The 16,597-nt window shown below is 42.0% G+C and carries 24 protein-coding genes (1 of these 24 cut by a window edge); 5 read left to right on the top strand and 19 right to left on the bottom strand.

Translation table 11 applies throughout. From position 1 onward, the window contains the following. From rpoA to NDQ71_RS13595, 17 genes are all read right to left on the bottom strand, one after another. On the bottom strand, nt 1–939 hold the 5' portion of the coding sequence (rpoA, locus tag NDQ71_RS13675; RefSeq protein WP_064668465.1) for a DNA-directed RNA polymerase subunit alpha. 48 nt of this gene lie to the left of the window's left edge; 939 of the gene's 987 nt are visible here — the first part of the coding sequence; it begins with the start codon at nt 937–939; its stop codon lies off the left edge, out of view. Nucleotides 940–963: 24 nt separating this feature from the next. Further along, nucleotides 964–1,584, bottom strand: a complete 621-nt coding sequence (gene rpsD, locus NDQ71_RS13670; protein ID WP_016710205.1) for a 30S ribosomal protein S4 — start codon at nt 1,582–1,584, stop codon at nt 964–966. 21 nt (nt 1,585–1,605) lie between these two features. Beyond that, nucleotides 1,606–1,992 (bottom strand): 30S ribosomal protein S11, encoded by a 387-nt coding sequence (gene rpsK, locus NDQ71_RS13665; RefSeq protein ID WP_002959471.1) that lies wholly within the window; start codon nt 1,990–1,992, stop codon nt 1,606–1,608. Between the two features lie 12 nt (nt 1,993–2,004). Then, nucleotides 2,005–2,361, bottom strand: a complete 357-nt coding sequence (gene rpsM / locus NDQ71_RS13660; protein WP_016710204.1) for a 30S ribosomal protein S13 — start codon at nt 2,359–2,361, stop codon at nt 2,005–2,007. Nucleotides 2,362–2,486: 125 nt separating this feature from the next. Next, nucleotides 2,487–2,600, bottom strand: a complete 114-nt coding sequence (rpmJ, locus tag NDQ71_RS13655; protein WP_002959476.1) for a 50S ribosomal protein L36 — start codon at nt 2,598–2,600, stop codon at nt 2,487–2,489. Between the two features lie 22 nt (nt 2,601–2,622). Then, nucleotides 2,623–3,951: a preprotein translocase subunit SecY gene (gene secY, locus NDQ71_RS13650; protein WP_064668466.1), complete on the bottom strand. Its 1,329-nt coding sequence runs from the start codon at nt 3,949–3,951 to the stop codon at nt 2,623–2,625. A gap of 10 nt (nt 3,952–3,961) precedes the next feature. Beyond that, on the bottom strand, nt 3,962–4,396 hold the full coding sequence (gene rplO / locus NDQ71_RS13645) for a 50S ribosomal protein L15 (RefSeq protein ID WP_064668467.1): 435 nt from the start codon (nt 4,394–4,396) through the stop codon (nt 3,962–3,964). A 5-nt stretch (nt 4,397–4,401) separates the two neighbouring features. Further along, a complete protein-coding gene (gene rpmD / locus NDQ71_RS13640) occupies nt 4,402–4,584 on the bottom strand; it encodes a 50S ribosomal protein L30 (RefSeq protein WP_016710201.1) in 183 nt (60 codons plus the stop codon). A 3-nt stretch (nt 4,585–4,587) separates the two neighbouring features. Continuing rightward, entirely contained in the window at nt 4,588–5,094 is a 507-nt protein-coding gene (rpsE, locus tag NDQ71_RS13635) for a 30S ribosomal protein S5 (RefSeq protein WP_002959485.1), read from the bottom strand. 9 nt (nt 5,095–5,103) lie between these two features. Then, nucleotides 5,104–5,454 (bottom strand): 50S ribosomal protein L18, encoded by a 351-nt coding sequence (gene rplR / locus NDQ71_RS13630; RefSeq protein ID WP_008115388.1) that lies wholly within the window; start codon nt 5,452–5,454, stop codon nt 5,104–5,106. 9 nt (nt 5,455–5,463) lie between these two features. Then, complete coding sequence (gene rplF / locus NDQ71_RS13625) at nt 5,464–5,997, bottom strand: 50S ribosomal protein L6 (protein WP_064668468.1); 534 nt, start codon at nt 5,995–5,997, stop codon at nt 5,464–5,466. A 13-nt stretch (nt 5,998–6,010) separates the two neighbouring features. Then, a complete protein-coding gene (gene rpsH / locus NDQ71_RS13620) occupies nt 6,011–6,403 on the bottom strand; it encodes a 30S ribosomal protein S8 (protein ID WP_064668469.1) in 393 nt (130 codons plus the stop codon). Between the two features lie 21 nt (nt 6,404–6,424). After that, on the bottom strand, nt 6,425–6,730 hold the full coding sequence (rpsN, locus tag NDQ71_RS13615; RefSeq protein ID WP_058562128.1) for a 30S ribosomal protein S14: 306 nt from the start codon (nt 6,728–6,730) through the stop codon (nt 6,425–6,427). Nucleotides 6,731–6,740: 10 nt separating this feature from the next. Further along, a complete protein-coding gene (gene rplE / locus NDQ71_RS13610; RefSeq protein WP_016710195.1) occupies nt 6,741–7,280 on the bottom strand; it encodes a 50S ribosomal protein L5 in 540 nt (179 codons plus the stop codon). Between the two features lie 16 nt (nt 7,281–7,296). Continuing rightward, nucleotides 7,297–7,611 carry a 50S ribosomal protein L24 gene (rplX, locus tag NDQ71_RS13605; protein WP_016710194.1) on the bottom strand — a complete coding sequence of 105 codons (315 nt, stop codon included), beginning with the start codon at nt 7,609–7,611 and terminating at the stop codon, nt 7,297–7,299. A gap of 10 nt (nt 7,612–7,621) precedes the next feature. Further along, nucleotides 7,622–7,990, bottom strand: a complete 369-nt coding sequence (gene rplN / locus NDQ71_RS13600) for a 50S ribosomal protein L14 (protein WP_011329449.1) — start codon at nt 7,988–7,990, stop codon at nt 7,622–7,624. A gap of 275 nt (nt 7,991–8,265) precedes the next feature. After that, entirely contained in the window at nt 8,266–10,206 is a 1,941-nt protein-coding gene (locus NDQ71_RS13595) for an AsmA family protein (protein WP_301561742.1), read from the bottom strand. A 223-nt stretch (nt 10,207–10,429) separates the two neighbouring features. On the opposite strand from NDQ71_RS13595, the gene NDQ71_RS13590 reads away from it, so the two are divergent. The 4 genes from NDQ71_RS13590 (at nt 10,430) to NDQ71_RS13575 (ending at nt 13,346) form a co-directional block, all read left to right on the top strand. Further along, entirely contained in the window at nt 10,430–10,855 is a 426-nt protein-coding gene (locus NDQ71_RS13590; protein ID WP_283709595.1) for a hypothetical protein, read from the top strand. Between the two features lie 8 nt (nt 10,856–10,863). After that, entirely contained in the window at nt 10,864–11,064 is a 201-nt protein-coding gene (locus NDQ71_RS13585) for a helix-turn-helix transcriptional regulator (RefSeq protein ID WP_016710191.1), read from the top strand. A 150-nt stretch (nt 11,065–11,214) separates the two neighbouring features. Then, nucleotides 11,215–12,378, top strand: a complete 1,164-nt coding sequence (locus NDQ71_RS13580; RefSeq protein ID WP_301561741.1) for a hypothetical protein — start codon at nt 11,215–11,217, stop codon at nt 12,376–12,378. A gap of 290 nt (nt 12,379–12,668) precedes the next feature. After that, a complete protein-coding gene (locus tag NDQ71_RS13575) occupies nt 12,669–13,346 on the top strand; it encodes a TorF family putative porin (protein ID WP_301561740.1) in 678 nt (225 codons plus the stop codon). Nucleotides 13,347–13,494: 148 nt separating this feature from the next. Here NDQ71_RS13575 and NDQ71_RS13570 read toward each other — a convergent pair whose 3' ends face one another. Further along, nucleotides 13,495–14,388, bottom strand: a complete 894-nt coding sequence (locus NDQ71_RS13570; RefSeq protein WP_192542532.1) for an aldo/keto reductase family oxidoreductase — start codon at nt 14,386–14,388, stop codon at nt 13,495–13,497. Nucleotides 14,389–14,556: 168 nt separating this feature from the next. On the opposite strand from NDQ71_RS13570, the gene NDQ71_RS13565 reads away from it, so the two are divergent. After that, nucleotides 14,557–15,267 carry a YIP1 family protein gene (locus NDQ71_RS13565; RefSeq protein WP_064668474.1) on the top strand — a complete coding sequence of 237 codons (711 nt, stop codon included), beginning with the start codon at nt 14,557–14,559 and terminating at the stop codon, nt 15,265–15,267. 127 nt (nt 15,268–15,394) lie between these two features. On the opposite strand, the gene NDQ71_RS13560 is transcribed toward NDQ71_RS13565, so the two are convergent. Continuing rightward, on the bottom strand, nt 15,395–16,531 hold the full coding sequence (locus NDQ71_RS13560; RefSeq protein WP_024602346.1) for an ISAs1 family transposase: 1,137 nt from the start codon (nt 16,529–16,531) through the stop codon (nt 15,395–15,397). Nucleotides 16,532–16,597: the final 66 nt, after the last annotated feature.

Here is a 16,597-nt window from a genome sequence, read left to right as displayed (position 1 = left end):
AGATAGACCACGTGAAGCTAGCACGTCTTTAATTTCAGTCAGAGACTTCTTGCCTAAGTTAGGCGTTTTAAGAAGCTCGACTTCTGTGCGCTGAACTAAATCACCGATATATTGAATTTGCTCGGCTTTCAAACAGTTTGCTGAACGCACTGTTAGTTCAAGATCATCAACTGGACGAAGTAGAATAGGATCGAATTCTGGCTTCTCTTCTTTCTCTTCTGGCTCAGTAACATCACGTAAATCTACGAATGCTTCTAGCTGCTCAGCTAAGATAGTAGACGCACGGCGGATCGCTTCTTCTGGATCGATAGTGCCGTTTGTTTCCATATCAATGATTAACTTGTCTAAGTCTGTACGTTGTTCAACACGTGCTGATTCAACCGAGTACGCAATACGTTCAACAGGACTAAATGATGCATCAAGCAACAATCTACCAATTGGACGCTCATCGTCATCAGAGGATAAACGGCTAGATGCCGGCACATACCCACGACCACGTTCAACACGAATTCTCATGCTGATCGCACTGTTATCTGCCGTTAAATGACAAATAACATGTTCTGGGTTAGCAATGGTTACATCGCCATCGTGCTGAATATCAGCCGCAGTCACAGGGCCTACACCAGACTTAGTCAGGGTAAGAAAAACTTCATCTTTACCTTCCAAAGTAACTGCTAGACCTTTAAGATTTAACAGAATTTCAATGATGTCTTCTTGTACGCCTTCTTTCGCGCTGTATTCGTGCAACACACCGTCGATTTCAACTTCGGTTACTGCACATCCTGGCATTGACGAAAGAAGTATACGGCGTAAGGCATTCCCAAGAGTATGACCGAAGCCACGCTCTAATGGCTCTAAAACGACTTTAGAACGAGTTGGGTTAATAGCGTCGATATCGACTAACCTTGGTTTTAGAAATTCTGTAACAGAACCCTGCATTTTATCCTCTCTTAACTCTTAACTTTACTTAGAGTAAAGTTCGACGATTAGTTGTTCATTGATGTCCGCAGACAGGTCTGAACGCTCTGGTAGGCGTTTAAAATTACCTTCCATTTTCTTACCGTCAACTTCAACCCAAGTCGGTTTTTCACGTTGCTCGGCTAGTTCTAGAGCAGCGATGATACGAGCTTGTGTCTTAGACTTTTCACGGATAACTACTACATCTTCTGGAGTAATTACGAATGAAGGAATGTTCACAACACGACCATTAACTAAAACCGCTTTGTGGCTTACTAACTGACGTGCTTCTGCACGTGTGCTAGCAAAACCCATGCGGTATACAACATTGTCTAAACGTTGCTCTAAAAGCTGTAACAAGTTTTCACCTGTGTTGCCTTTAAGGCGAGCAGCTTCTTTGTAGTAGTTACGGAATTGCTTTTCTAATACACCGTAGATACGACGTACTTTTTGCTTTTCACGTAATTGTAAACCGTAATCAGATAAGCGACCTTTACGAGCGCCGTGCTGACCAGGTGCAGTCTCAAGTTTACACTTAGAGTCGATAGCTCTTACGCCGCTCTTAAGGAACAGGTCAGTACCTTCACGACGACTCAGCTTGAGCTTAGGGCCCAAATATCTTGCCATGTTATTTCTCCTAACCTATTGTTAAACGCGACGTTTCTTCGGTGGACGACAACCATTGTGTGGTATTGGCGTCACGTCAGTGATGTTGGTGATACGGTAACCAGCAGCATTCAAAGCACGTACAGCAGATTCACGACCTGGACCTGGACCTTTGATGAAAACTTCTAGATTTTTTAAACCGTATTCTTGAGCAGCAGTACCTGCACGCTCTGCAGCAACCTGAGCAGCGAATGGTGTAGATTTACGTGAACCACGGAAACCTGAACCACCGGCAGTAGCCCATGATAGTGCATTACCTTGACGGTCGGTAATTGTAACAATAGTGTTGTTGAAAGAAGCATGAACATGAGCCATACCATCAGCAACTTGCTTTTTAACCTTTTTACGACGAATTGGTGTCTTAGCCATAATACTATCCCCTTATCGCTTAATAGGCTTACGAGGACCCTTACGGGTACGCGCGTTAGTCTTTGTTCTTTGACCACGTAGTGGTAAAGAGCGACGGTGACGTAGGCCACGGTAACAACCAAGGTCCATAAGGCGCTTGATATTCAAAGTAACTTCACGACGAAGATCACCTTCTACAGTGTACTTGCCAACTTCTTCACGAAGTACGTCAAGTGTTTCGTCTGAAAGTTCACCGATTTTTGTGGTTTCGGCGATACCAGTCGCTACTAAGATAGCCTTAGAGCGAGTCTTACCTATGCCATAAATAGCTGTTAAACCAATAACTGCATGTTTATGATCAGGGACGTTAATGCCAGCGATACGGGCCACTAACACATCTCCTATATTTGAATTTGGTTATCATCTGTTTGAAGAGCCCGTAAGGATACTCAAACGAAGACCAAATCACAATTGAAAACACAGGCCGAGAAACCTCAGCCTGCACGACTTATTAATTAACCTTGCCTTTGCTTATGCTTAGGCTCACTGCAAATTACACGTACAACACCGGCACGTTTAATAACTTTACAGTTACGGCATATTTTCTTAACGGAAGCACGTACTTTCATTGCTCAACTCCGTAAACTGACCTTATCGACCGTAGCCTTTAAGGTTCGCTTTTTTCAGCACAGAATCATATTGATGAGACATCATATGAGTCTGTACTTGTGCCATAAAGTCCATGATGACAACAACGATAATCAAAATTGATGTACCGCCGAAGTAGAATGGCGTTTGCCATGCCATCGTCATGAATTCGGGCACCAGACAGATAAAGGTTATATACAAAGCACCTGCCAATGTCAGGCGTGTCATCACTTTATCAATGTATTTCGATGTCTGCTCGCCTGGACGAATACCTGGGATAAATGCGCCAGATTTTTTCAGGTTATCTGCTGTTTCACGTGGGTTAAACACCAACGCTGTATAGAAAAAGCAGAAGAAGATAATAGCCGCAGCTAAAACTATTGCATACAAAGGCTGACCTGGAGTCAACGTTGTAGCAATCGCTTGTAGCACATCAGCGACAGGACCTTCACCCTGGCCGAACCAGCTGGCAATAGTACCAGGGAACAGAATTATACTGCTAGCAAAGATTGGTGGAATAACACCCGCCATGTTTACTTTTAGTGGTAAATGCGTGCTTTGGGCAGCAAATACTTGACGACCTTGTTGGCGCTTTGCGTAGTTAACGACGATACGACGTTGTCCACGTTCAAAGAACACTACAAGATAAGTAACAGCGAATACGATTACCGCAATCAATAACAGTGCTAAAACATGTAAATCACCTTGGCGCGCCATTTCGGCTGTCGAACCAATAGCAGACGGCAGGTTAGCTACAATACCAACAAATATCAGAACTGAGATACCGTTACCGATACCACGTTCAGTTATTTGCTCGCCCAACCACATCAGGAACATAGTACCGGTTACTAAACTCACCACTGCGGTGAAATAGAATCCGAGACCAGGGTTAACAACTAACCCGTCCATCATACCCGGTAAGCTTGTGGCAATACCGATTGATTGGATAGTAGCAAGCAAGAGCGTGCCGTAGCGTGTGTACTGGCTAATTTTCTTACGACCTTGTTCACCTTCTTTCTTAAGCTCTATAAACGGAGGATACATATGCGTTAATAGTTGCGTAATAATTGAAGCTGTGATGTAAGGCATTATACCCAGTGCTAACACCGAAGCGCGCTCAAGCGCACCACCGCTGAACATGTTAAACATTTCAACAATGGTGCCCTTTTGTTGCTCGAAGAAATCGGCAAGTACAGCGGCGTCAATCCCAGGGATTGGCACAAATGAACCTAGACGGTAAATAATGATAGCGCCCAATACGAATAGTAATCGACGTTTCAATTCCGAAAGCCCACTTTGTGCACTTTGTATATCTTGACCTGGTTTAGCCATTAGTACTTCCTTAGTCTTCTACCTTGCCTCCGGCGGCTTCGATAGCTTCGCGAGCACCTTTAGAGGCTTTAAGGCCTTTAACGGTAACAGCGCGTGAAACTTCGCCAGATTTAACAACTTTAACGAACAGAACGTTCTTTTTAACTAGACCAGCTGCCTGTAACGTACCTAGGTCTACCACATCGCCTTCAACTTTAGCGATTTCGTATAGGTTAATTTCTGCAGATACTAAAGATTTGCGAGAAGTGAAACCAAACTTAGGCAGACGACGTTGCATAGGCATTTGACCGCCTTCAAAACCAACGCGTACTTTACCGCCAGAACGTGATTTTTGACCTTTGTGACCACGGCCACCAGTCTTACCAAGACCAGAACCGATACCACGACCAACACGTTTACCAGCAGATTTAGATCCTGCAGCAGGAGAAAGTGTATTCAAATGCATTCGAATTACCCCTCAACCTTAACCATGTATGAAACTTGGTTGATCATACCACGTACACATGCTGTGTCTTCCAACTCAACAGTGTGATTGATACGACGTAAACCAAGACCGCGTAATGTAGCTTTATGCTTCGGTAAACGACCGATAGAGCTCTTTACTTGTGTTACTTTTACAGTTTTATTAGCCATGGTTTACCCCAGAATCTCGTCTACTCGAAGACCACGTTTTGCAGCGATCGACTGAGGAGAATTCATATTCTCAAGAGCTGAGATCGTTGCACGTACAACGTTGATCGGGTTAGTAGAACCGTAACATTTAGAAAGTACGTTCTGCACACCAGTAACTTCTAGTACTGCACGCATAGCACCACCTGCGATGATACCAGTACCTTCAGAGGCTGGTTTCATAAACACAAGAGAGCCAGCATGACGTCCTTTAACAGGATGCTGTAATGTGTTGCCATTTAGGTCTACGTTGATCATGTTACGACGTGCTTTTTCCATTGCTTTTTGAATAGCAGCTGGAACTTCACGTGCTTTACCATAACCGAAACCTACTTTACCTGCGCCGTCACCAACTACAGTTAGTGCAGTGAAGCTAAAGATACGACCACCTTTAACTACTTTAGACACACGGTTCACCGCGATTAGCTTTTCAGCTAGATCAGGCTGTTGTTGCTTTGCTTCTACGTTAGCCATTGTCTACTCCTAGAATTGCAAACCGGCTTCACGCGCAGCATCTGCTAGCGCCTTCACACGGCCGTGATATTTAAAGCCACTGCGATCAAAAGCAATCTTTTCGATGCCTTTGTCAGCCGCACGTTCAGCAACCGCTTTACCAACTGCTTGTGCAGCTGCAACGTTGCCTGTGCCTTTAACTGTTTCGCTAATAGCTTTTTCAACAGTAGAAGCAGCAGCCAGTACATTACCCTCAGCGTTTACAACTTGAGCGTAAATGTGACGTGGCGTGCGGTGGATAACAAGACGCGTTGTGCCTTGTTCAATATAATTTCTACGAGTGCGTTTAGCACGACGTAGACGAGCTGTTTTTTTATCCATCGTCTTACCTTACTTCTTCTTAGCCTCTTTACGGCGTACATTCTCATCTGAATAACGAACACCTTTACCTTTATAAGGCTCAGGTTTACGGTATGCACGAATGTTAGCAGCTGTTTGACCAACTAACTGCTTATCTACGCCCTTAACTAGAACTTCTGTTTGGCTTGGAGTTTCAATCGTAATTCCTTCAGGAACTGCGAAATTAACTGGGTGTGAGAAACCAAGAGTTAAATCTAATGTTTTACCCTTAGCTGCAGCACGGTAACCAACGCCTACTAACTGAAGTTTCTTCTCGTAACCTTCATGCGTACCAACAACCATGTTGTTGATTAGAGCGCGAGCAGTACCTGCTTGTGCCCATGCATTGGCTACGCCTTCACGAGGTAAAGTTGTAATAACGTTGTCATTAAGTTGTACTTCAACTGCATCGTTGATAGTACGCGTTAATTCGCCGTTTTTGCCTTTAACTGTGATGTCCTGGCCTTTTAATGTAACTTCTACACCGGCAGGAACATTAATTGGTGCCTTTGCTATGCGAGACATAGTTCCCCTCCGATTAAGCTACAAAACCAATGATTTCACCACCAACACCAGCACTACGTGCGGCGCGGTCTGTCATTAGGCCTTTAGAAGTTGATACGATAGCGATACCTAGACCACCCATTACCTTTGGTAATTCGTCACGTCTCTTATAGATACGTAAACCAGGGCGGCTAACACGCTGGATATTTTCAATAACAGCTTTGCCTTCGAAGTATTTCAACTCGATAGAAAGCTCAGGTTTAACATCGCCGCTTACTGCGAAATCAGTGATGTAACCTTCATCTTTTAATACTTTAGCTAATGCTACTTTCAGTTTTGAATTAGGCATCGTTACAGATACTTTCTTCGCTGACTGACCGTTACGGATACGTGTGAACAAATCCGCGATAGGATCTTGCAAGCTCATAGTCTTACTCCCGTGATTCTATTACCAGCTAGCCTTTTTAAGGCCAGGAATTTCACCGCGCATAGCTGCTTCGCGAACTTTAATACGGCTCATGCCGAATTTGCGAAGGTAACCATGTGGGCGGCCCGTAATGTTACAACGATTACGTTGACGTGCAGGGCTAGAATCACGTGGTAAAGCTTGTAGCTTTAATACCGCGTCCCAACGATCATCGTCAGATGTTTTCACATCGCTGATGATAGCTTTTAGTGCTGCGCGCTTTTCAGCGAACTGAGCAACTAATTTCGTGCGCTTTGCTTCGCGCGCTTTCATAGAATTCTTTGCCATAACCCTACCCTTATTTCTTGAATGGGAAGTTAAACGCTTCTAACAACGCACGGCCTTCCTCATCTGTTTTCGCAGATGTAGTGATTGTGATATCCATACCGCGTACACGGTCTACTTTATCATAATCAATTTCTGGGAAGATGATTTGTTCACGTACGCCCATGCTGTAGTTACCACGTCCATCAAAAGACTTAGCACTCACACCACGGAAGTCACGGATACGTGGGATAGCGATTGAAACCAAACGCTCAAAAAAGTCCCACATACGCTCGCCGCGTAAGGTTACTTTACAGCCAATTGGGTAGCCTTCACGTACTTTAAAGCCAGCAACAGATTTGCGTGCTTTAGTAATAAGTGGCTTCTGACCAGCAATAGCTTCTAGATCCGCAACAGCGTTATCTAAAATTTTCTTGTCAGCTAGGGCTTCGCCCACACCCATATTCAATGTGATCTTTTCGATCTGAGGGACTTGCATGACAGAGCTGAAACCAAACTTCTCTTGAAGTTCAGCAACTACTTTGTCTTTATATACTTCATGCAGTTTCGCCATCATTCTACTCCAACTATTAGATAGTTTTACCAGTAGATTTAAAGATACGTAATTTCTTACCATCTTCAATCTTGAAACCTACACGATCTGCTTTACTCGTTTCCGAGTTGAAGATCGCAACGTTTGATACGTCAATAGACGCTTCTTTCTCAACAATGCCGCCAGGCTGGTTCAATTGTGGAACCGGCTTTTGGTGCTTCTTGATTAAGTTAATGCCTTCGACAAATACTCGACCAGACTCGGTAACAACTGAAAGCACTTTGCCGCGCTTACCTTTGTCTTTACCTGCTAGAACGATTACTTCGTCATCACGACGGATTTTTGCTGCCATGATTGACTCCTTACAGTACTTCTGGGGCTAGTGAAACGATTTTCATGAACTTATCATTACGAAGTTCGCGAGTCACAGGGCCGAAAATACGTGTACCAATTGGCTGCAAGTTATCATTTAAGATAACAGCCGCATTGCTGTCAAAACGGATCAAAGAACCATCTGGACGACGAACGCCTTTCTTAGTACGCACAACTACCGCGTTTTTAACATCACCTTTCTTCACTTTACCGCGAGGAATTGCTTCTTTAACAGAAACTTTAATGATGTCACCAATCGCTGCATAACGACGGTGCGAACCGCCTAAGACTTTAATACACTGCACTTTGCGAGCGCCGCTGTTATCAGCAACTTCCAGCTGAGTTTGCATTTGGATCATGTTAATGACCTCCGGTGTAGTTATTACAACTGCCTTAAATCGTTTAAAATCAAGGCATTTAGGTTAAAAACCACTCGAAAAACAATCTAGTTGCATTCCAAGGGCGGGCAATTGTATCAGCATTGGAGGGGTAGTGGTAGGTTATTTTTTAATTAATTTAGAAATACGAGGGTGGTTATTTTGCTTGGCAAACAGTTTTTGCTATTTTTTCATTGATTATAAAACAATCAAGGCAAATTTATGCCCTGATTGTTTTATCACCGAATAAAATCGGCTTAATTGCCAAATAAACCTTTTAATTTATCTTTAATTTTATCTTTTGCTTTTTCTTTAACTTCGTCTTCTGCGGCTTTGCTTACGTCTAAACTAATGCCAACATCATGGAATGGTCCTTTGATACGCACCGGTATTTTAAAGCCAGTGCTATCATCTGTCGTGCCCTGCCCCTCAAGTGAATCAACAATGCCAGTGACTAAGCGATAGTTAACCGTCGTAGCTGGAAGGTTTATATCTCCTTCACCACTGATACGTACTAACGGGCTTAGTAAACTAAGATCCGTATTCTTGCCAACGCCATTGGTAAAGTTAAAACTACCAGTCAGTGCTGAGAAATCGGTTTGCTGGGAATTATCAAAGCCAGTATCTAGCCCTTCTGATACTGCTCCAAGGTTGCCTTTAATTAGCTCTTTACCTTTGCGTACCATTTCAGCGATATTGGCACCTTTGACTGCACCATCGGCAAACTCAAATGCCAATTTGCCTTGCAGAGCACTCATAAAGTCTTTTTGGCTCTGACCTGATGTTGCTAAGTCCCAATTTAACGAGCCTTTACCCATTAGCTTATCAAAACCAGCAGCATCGGTTAGCAATGGTTGGGCATCGATTTTATCTAATGAGAAGTTGGTGGCAATTTTATATGGTGCTTGTTTCGCATTAACCGTTATTGTGCCTTTACCATTACCTTCGTAAGCGGCAAATTTATCTAGACTAACGGAAGCAACCGCGTTTTTAAGATTAACTGTAAACTGATTGGCACCTAGCTTTATTTCATTCGCTTTTAAACCACTTGAGCGGATCACGACATTAGCATCAAGGGCATTTAAGCCACTTAAATCCATTTTTGTGTCATCCCAAACAATTGGCTGCGCGGGAGCATCCTTTGCAGGCTCTGGCGCTTCAGTTTGTGCAACCGCTTCTGGTAGGTATGGATTTAAATCAAGCATGCCTAAATCAATATCTGCCGTAACAGCTAGGCGCTTGCCAAGGTTTAACTCACTTTTACCCTTGATCTCTAACGAATCCAATGTCGCAACTAATTCAGCTAGGTTAAACTTGTCACCTTGCATGCGCATTTTACCGCTAACGCTAAAGGCATTAAATGCGCTTTCTTTAGCGTTCAGCTCTACTCCTTGCCATTTAGCAATATCTTTAACGGAATCACCGCTAAGTGCTAATTGACCTTGAATATCTTTGCCTTGCTCAGCAATTGAGCCTTTAAACTCAACATCGACCAATCGAGAAGTCACACTTTTAGTCACATTAAAGGTATCACCTGCAATGGCTTTAGCTGGGTTATCAACCGTTACATCCAGTTCAAAGCGCTCTTGCATATAAGTAATTGCGCCTTTCACCGCTAATGTTTTATGTAATGAAGGCAGTAAAATCGCTAACTCAAGATCGCTGATCTCTTGCTTAACGCCAGTCGCACCATCTAAGTATACAAACTTACCGCCGTAAATGGCCACTTCACCTAATTCAATATCAAAGTTTTCAGGTAGCTTAACTGGGCCACTATTTTGTTGCTGCGCTGCTGGCTGCTCTGCAACCGCATCAAATAATTGCCAGTTTGCTTTACCATTTTTATCTGTTTCAAGCAGAATATTTGGTTCATTGATCACAAACTTTTCTAGTTTCAGTTCACCACCAAATAGCGAAAACCACGGAATATGAATTGCCAGTTGCTGCATGCTTGCCATATCAGCGCGTGAGCCCGTTTTCATATTGGCAAAGTGCACATCTTCAAGCTCAAGTTTTAATGACGGAAAAACAGATAAGGTTTTGTCACCTTTAATGGTCAGAGCTCGCCCTGTGGTTTGCTCTACCTGTTGCGAAACTTTGTTAAAGATTGCATCGGTAGGGATTAAAAACGGCGCTGCAACGATTAAAGCAACAAGCAATAACAGTATAACGCCAATAACTTTAAATAAGGTTTTCATGATGGTCCTTTCAAATGTGCAAATAATACTCTTATCATAGCGGGAGTTAGCATTAAAATCATTGCTATAGCTATAAAAAAGCCATTTCCTCGCTGTTACACCTGCAATATAAATTCACCTTGAAACATTTTGATACCTTTAGGTTACAAAAATAACTTGACCAAATGATACCTCAAGGTTACATTGATACCTGTAGGTTACAATCTTTCAAAGGATGAAATGTATGAAGCAACAAGATATTAAAACCGAAGAAAAATTTATGAGCCATAATGCATGGTTTTCTATATTTATCGCCTGCTCATTTTTATTCGCTAGTGCTTACCCATTAATAAAACAATTAAGTGCTGCTCCATGGCTTTTAGTTGTCGGCCCTCTGCTTTTTATAGTTATATTGACTATATTTTTCACTCGAGGGGGTTTTTCACTTAGTAGAAGCTTTAGTTTTACCTATAAAGATGAATTCTTGAATGCCATAGATACAATTGCTTATAAACATTCAGGTATAGCACTCTCGTTTTGCATGGGTGGAGTTTATTTTACAAGTGATAACTTTGCCAACGAAGTTTCCCATGCAACTATGGCGATGATCTATATGGGAGTTATGCTTTTGGTATATGGCGTCTCACTGCTTTGGCAAAGTCGTGATTAGGAGTTAATGTGCAAAACCATATAGCAGAATTTCGCAAAGCCGCGGGGCTATCGCAGCAAGAACTAGCCGATGCGATTAATGTTTCGCGCAAAACCATTAGTACGGTCGAAACATCGCGCTTTACACCGTCGGTGATCATTGCGTTGAAAATAGCACTGCACTTTAATACCTCGGTTGAGAGTCTATTTATACTCGATGAGCACGATTAATACAGCAATGATGCAATCTTGAGATTTTCAGAACTATCTTGATTGCATCCCTTCTATTCTTCGGTATGATGCACAGCCCTGTTGTTTTAGGGCGTTTTGCGCTAAAATTGAACAACATGAAAAATGTATCTAACCGGAGTACCATCAGGCATGAAAAAACTGCTCATTTCACCTTCACAAATGGCATTAGGCGAACAAGAAGGCCATATTTATCAAAATATTCTAAAGCAGGCTTCTGAAATCAGCTTAAACCTGATGGCGGTGAAAATAGAAAATCATCCTGAAGACTTCTTAGGTTGGTGCTATGAATTGCTCAATGCTAGCCGTGACCGTATTAATCATGATTTACTAGAAACCAATCAGTTACCTATTTTAAAAAAGCTTAATGAGTTACTCGTTTCAGCTATTAGCTTCTTACAATTGAAAACATTACGTGTTGCACCTTGGCCTGTGGTCAGTGTATTTATTGAGCAACATAAAGACGTATTAGCGCTTGATGAGCAATTGCGTCTGACCCAGTATATTGCTGGTATTCGTGAGCAATCATTAAAAGAAATGATCCCTGAAGATTTATTAACCTTTACTGGTAAACATACTTCATCGCTTGATCCAAGCAGCTATAACTTTGATGTTGAATGGTTTAGTTCAACAAAGAGCGCCAAGGCTTTCCATCAAATGCTTGCTGACCTTCCTGCTTTATTTGATGAGGCGTTAGCGCATATTCCTCTTGAAGGCGAAGTAACCGAAGCTGATTACCAAGAGTTTGTGCTAAAATACGTACACGCTTTTACTGACAACAATGAAAAGCCAACCTTAGCACCGGCAACTCGTTTATTGGCCATGCGTCGCCCTGATGTATTTACACCGCTAAACAACTCACGCTTAGATGCCTTATGTGCAGCGTTAGCGATAACCAAATTAAACAATCGTGATTTTGCACGCTATTGGCAAGATATTGTGCAAGCGATTCATGCTATGTCTTGGTTTAAAATGGCCAATGGTGACAGCGAACTGGATCAACAACTTGTGGCAATCAAAGCGCTAGTTCCGTGCTTTTTCTATTATGCAGACACCAACAGTGCTGAAAACTCAAATTACATCAAGTTATTGAGTAAACCAAAGCGTACTACTAGCAGCACCACTAAAAAAGTGCGCCGTGGCAAAGAGTCAGCTGAAATACTGGTTGACCGCGCCCTTGCTGCCGATGATATGCCTGAGCATATCCGCGCAAAACGTGATTCTATTATCAGCGAAGTACAAAAAGGCCGTGGCGTTGCTGAGACCATCAGCCTGATGCGTACTATATTTGGTTAAACCACAGTAAAGAATACAAAAACCCGCTGCAACTGATTTGTGCATGCGGGTTTTTTTATGCACCAACTAAGTGCGTAACAAGCAACCATGATTATATCCCTCCTCTAAGCACTGAATTTAACCAGATGTTTTCAATAGATTTTAAATTTAATTTAGAGCTTTTCATTTAACTTGGCACAAGCAGTGCAAATATCCTATTAGACAACTAGAAATGGGATCAGCAATTACTAGACTGCAATCTAATAAATAATTGCGAACCAAAAAATCAGCATAACAACAGGATACCAAACATGTTAAAACTAAAATCAGCGATTGCTATCAGCACCCTTGCATTTATGGCCGCTACATCTACAGCAGCTTATGCAGAAGTAACTGCCAATGCGGCAGCAACATCAAACTACTTATGGCGTGGCCAAGAACAAACTGGCGGTGACGCAGCTATATCAGGCGGTATTGATTACGCTAGCGAGTCAGGTTTTTATGCCGGAACTTGGGCGTCTAACGCCAGCTGGGCCGATGAAATGACCTACGAGCTTGACCTTTACGCTGGTTTTGGTGGCGATATTAATGAAAACATGAGCTACGACGTTGGCTACATCTATTACGCTTACCCTGATGCAGCTTCTGGCGCCGATGCAGACTTTTCAGAAATTTACGGCAGCATCAGCATGGGTGCCTTTAGTTTTGGTGCATCAGTACTTGCAACATCAGCGGCAAGTGGCGATGGTACAGACTTTGGTGATTCGCTATACCTAACTGCAGATTACGGTTTTGCAATTGGCAGTAATGGTACTGAAATGGCTTTACACTTAGGTCATTACTCAGGTGACTTTATTGGTGATGACGACATCATAGACTACGGCGTATCTATCTCTAAAGATGGCTTTACCTTTGGCCTCTCAGATACCGATATGGATGACAGTGATATTAAGGCTTACGTTGCTTTTGCAATGGATTTTAGCCTATAAAAAGAATGTGTTACTTGCTGCAACACTAAGGGCCGAAAGGCCCTTTCTCGATCTTGGTAAGCGGTAAGCCATAAGTCAAAGAAACTAATCAATCCAGATTTTATGTCAAGGCTTACCTTAAACTCAGGCTGCTTAAAACTTACCACTCCTATGGCACGCTATGCCCTGTAGAACCTTGCCAAATACGATACCATTGCTCTCGGCTAAGCTTTAATTGTTTAGCGGCAACAGCTGATTTAACTCGTGCAATATTACCTGTGCCCAGTACCACTGATGGGCTGCTTGGGTGCATTAATAACCATGTATATACGACTTGATCTATTGAACTTGCACCTATTTCACTGCCTACTTGTTCGAGTACATGACGCAAACGAATAGCTTTTTCATCGTTTTCAGCAAATAAACGTCCACCTGCAAGCGGTGACCAACACATTGGTTTAATACCCAATAACTGGCATTGGTCTAAACTTCCATCATCGAGTACTTTCATTTCATAAGGTGAAAACTCAATCTGGTTTGTCACTAACTCAAAATCTAAACGCGATTGTAATAAGCTCAATTGTGAAGGGGTAAAGTTAGATACACCAAACTCCAATACATCGCCATTTTGCTTCAGGGTAGTAAATGCTTGAGCTACCTCATCGGCATCCATCAAGTAATCAGGGCGGTGAATAAGTAAAACATCTAAACGGTCAGTATTAAAATGTTTAAGAGAGCGCTGTGCTGAGGCAATGATATGCTGTGCACTTGAATCATAATGATTAGCTTGGCCTGCTAAACCGAGACTCGGGAATGCTGGTTTAATACCGCACTTGGTAATAATTTTAATCTCATCACGGATACTCGGCTTTAGTGCCAAAGCTTTGCCAAATTCGGCCTCGCAACCATATTCACCATAAATATCAGCATGATCGGTATGTTTTACGCCCGCCTCAATAGCTTGCTCAAGAAACGTTAAACATTGTTGTGGTGAAACTTGCCAATCAAGTAGTCGCCAAAAACCAAGCACTAACTCATCTATTTTTCGTTCTACGTTGTTCATCTCTACCTTCATTTTATTAATTAATATCTCAACAATTAAGCGAACGTTAATAAACCGTTACATTTTAACCGTATTTATGCAAGGGTTATGCTTTATTCTACCGACTTAATAAGGTATTAATAGCAATAATGTATGTACCAATATAATGGCTAAAAAGGAATAATAACAATGAAATCATCAAACGCCCTAACTGCTTGCGTTGATATTTTTATCAGCCCAAGTAAAGCTTTTAACGGTTTAAAAGACGCAAGAGGTTGGTCTTGGCTTGCTTTTACACTCATAGCCGCAGCACTCGTTATTAGTACTTATGTATTTTACAGTCACGCAGATACGCAATTTATTTTAGAAGAGCAAATTGCTGCGGCCAGCGTAGACGCCACAATTGGCGAACAGAAAATGATTCGCCAAAGCATGGAGCAAAGTATTGATAACCAAGTGTGGTTTGCCATTGGCGGAGGTATCTTCGGACTCATAATTATAAATGCATTGCTCGCTGGATATTATCTATTGGTATCAAAACAAGATCCAGATGCTGAGTATGGTTATGGCGCTTGGTATGGGTTTGGTTTTTGGGCCATGATGCCAATGGTTATTTCAAGTCTCGGCATTATAGCGCTAGTTTTTACGGCAACGACCAACGAACTCTCGGTGAGATTGTTTAGTTACGCTTCTATAAATCAATTATTGCTAGGCTTAGAGCTTGGCCATCCATTTTATACCATGATGGAAAGTTTAAATATCTTTAGTATCTGGGGAATTGCTTTAGCTGCTATTGGTCTCAAATGTTGGACTAATTTCAGCTTAAACAAAGCGATTCTTTTTGCAGCCCTACCCAGTGTTGTTATTTATGTGATTTGGACAATTATTGCATTGCTTTAAATTGACTGGGTAAGCTTGCTTACCACGAACATATACGGAAATAACAATGAAAAAAGCTATAATCATCATCTTGGCAATTGCCGCTTTTGTCACACTCATAGTGTCCAAACAAATTACAGGCACACGGCTAGCGCATTTTAATCCCAGATTCTAACAGGGTTGAGCGATAATCATCGTCTAGCCCTGCCATTTTCTTTTTTCTCGCCATACTGGCTGTTTTAGTTGTATCTTGTTTAAATAACGCCATGGCTATTTTTCTCATTACGTTAAAAACAAGGGGTCCTTGCTTCTTACGGATTCTTGATTCATCTTCCCTAAAGTTCATATCCAACATCCAATGCATACTTTCAACCTGCCAGTGGCTTCGTACCGCATTAAGTGCTTGCTCCGCACCTAACGCTAACGAACTAATATACCAACGCGTTTCTATCGTGTCTGTACCTGATGATTTATCGTGAACCTCAGCGGTTACTTGAATAACACTCTTTAAGCCAGACCATTGGTAGATTTTATCTAACCAGCTTTTATCAATAAGCAATTGCTGACAAACCCTTGTTTCAATGCGCCCATGCCCTGAGCTTATTTCGGTATGTTTATCATAGTTGCTATTGGTCAATCCTTCGCGCTCACTCTTGTGCCACCAAGCTTCTAATTCACTCTGCATACCTGAATGGTTACCTTTGAGCGCTAGGATATAATCAGCTTTTTGTTTAATTATTTGTTTCGCTATTTCTTGCTGGCAGCCCATAGCATCAAGTGTAATGATGCTATTTTCAATATCTAGCATGGTGAGTAACTCAGGTATGGCTGTGATTTCATTTGTTTTGCTATCAACGGCTGTTTGCCCTAAAACTAACTGGTGTTGGCAGCTCCATGCACTGACGGTATGTAAAGCACTTTTTCTATCTTTGGTTGTAAATGAACGACGTGCAGTTTTTCCATCCATAGCAATAATATCAGCACCCGTGGTTTCAATAAGTGAAGATATCCAAGATTGAAATGCATGCTCTATTTCATCTGATTTTAACCGACAAATGACACGGGCTATGGTGTCGTGTCTTGGAATACCCGCGTTGAAAGCGCCATATCTTTTTAACCAATCAAGTTTTAGATGCCCAAAGTCTTCAATATCCTCCCATCCTTGTGCACCGGAGATTACTGCACTAATGGCTAAAAGGAGAATATCGATAAGCTCATGCTTTTTACAGCGTTCAATGCGAGGATCGGTAATTGAATTAAAGTGTTTCAGAAAAGTAGCGCTCATATTTTACGTGACCAAGGTGATTATTATGCCTTGATCTGATCACTACATATTCTATAAGTTCAATTT

This window comes from Pseudoalteromonas sp. KG3 (assembly GCF_030436385.1).
GTDB classification, from domain to species: domain Bacteria; phylum Pseudomonadota; class Gammaproteobacteria; order Enterobacterales; family Alteromonadaceae; genus Pseudoalteromonas; species Pseudoalteromonas prydzensis.
This window is presented reverse-complemented; position numbering and strand designations above follow the sequence as displayed.

Excerpts from the sequence above, each read along its gene's own strand:
- rpsD (WP_016710205.1), bottom strand. The coding sequence starts at position 1,584 with ATGGCAAGATATTTGGGCCCTAAGCTCAAGCTGAGTCGTCGTGAAGGT.
- rpsK (WP_002959471.1), bottom strand. The coding sequence starts at position 1,992 with ATGGCTAAGACACCAATTCGTCGTAAAAAGGTTAAAAAGCAAGTTGCT.
- rpmJ (WP_002959476.1), bottom strand. The coding sequence starts at position 2,600 with ATGAAAGTACGTGCTTCCGTTAAGAAAATATGCCGTAACTGTAAAGTT.
- secY (WP_064668466.1), bottom strand. The coding sequence starts at position 3,951 with ATGGCTAAACCAGGTCAAGATATACAAAGTGCACAAAGTGGGCTTTCG.
- rplO (WP_064668467.1), bottom strand. The coding sequence starts at position 4,396 with ATGCATTTGAATACACTTTCTCCTGCTGCAGGATCTAAATCTGCTGGT.
- rpmD (WP_016710201.1), bottom strand. The coding sequence starts at position 4,584 with ATGGCTAATAAAACTGTAAAAGTAACACAAGTAAAGAGCTCTATCGGT.
- rpsE (WP_002959485.1), bottom strand. The coding sequence starts at position 5,094 with ATGGCTAACGTAGAAGCAAAGCAACAACAGCCTGATCTAGCTGAAAAG.
- rplR (WP_008115388.1), bottom strand. The coding sequence starts at position 5,454 with ATGGATAAAAAAACAGCTCGTCTACGTCGTGCTAAACGCACTCGTAGA.
- rplF (WP_064668468.1), bottom strand. The coding sequence starts at position 5,997 with ATGTCTCGCATAGCAAAGGCACCAATTAATGTTCCTGCCGGTGTAGAA.
- rpsH (WP_064668469.1), bottom strand. The coding sequence starts at position 6,403 with ATGAGCTTGCAAGATCCTATCGCGGATTTGTTCACACGTATCCGTAAC.
- rpsN (WP_058562128.1), bottom strand. The coding sequence starts at position 6,730 with ATGGCAAAGAATTCTATGAAAGCGCGCGAAGCAAAGCGCACGAAATTA.
- rplE (WP_016710195.1), bottom strand. The coding sequence starts at position 7,280 with ATGGCGAAACTGCATGAAGTATATAAAGACAAAGTAGTTGCTGAACTT.
- rplX (WP_016710194.1), bottom strand. The coding sequence starts at position 7,611 with ATGGCAGCAAAAATCCGTCGTGATGACGAAGTAATCGTTCTAGCAGGT.
- rplN (WP_011329449.1), bottom strand. The coding sequence starts at position 7,990 with ATGATCCAAATGCAAACTCAGCTGGAAGTTGCTGATAACAGCGGCGCT.
- NDQ71_RS13595 (WP_301561742.1), bottom strand. The coding sequence starts at position 10,206 with ATGAAAACCTTATTTAAAGTTATTGGCGTTATACTGTTATTGCTTGTT.
- NDQ71_RS13590 (WP_283709595.1), top strand. The coding sequence starts at position 10,430 with ATGAAGCAACAAGATATTAAAACCGAAGAAAAATTTATGAGCCATAAT.
- NDQ71_RS13580 (WP_301561741.1), top strand. The coding sequence starts at position 11,215 with ATGAAAAAACTGCTCATTTCACCTTCACAAATGGCATTAGGCGAACAA.
- NDQ71_RS13575 (WP_301561740.1), top strand. The coding sequence starts at position 12,669 with ATGTTAAAACTAAAATCAGCGATTGCTATCAGCACCCTTGCATTTATG.
- NDQ71_RS13570 (WP_192542532.1), bottom strand. The coding sequence starts at position 14,388 with ATGAACAACGTAGAACGAAAAATAGATGAGTTAGTGCTTGGTTTTTGG.
- NDQ71_RS13565 (WP_064668474.1), top strand. The coding sequence starts at position 14,557 with ATGAAATCATCAAACGCCCTAACTGCTTGCGTTGATATTTTTATCAGC.
- NDQ71_RS13560 (WP_024602346.1), bottom strand. The coding sequence starts at position 16,531 with ATGAGCGCTACTTTTCTGAAACACTTTAATTCAATTACCGATCCTCGC.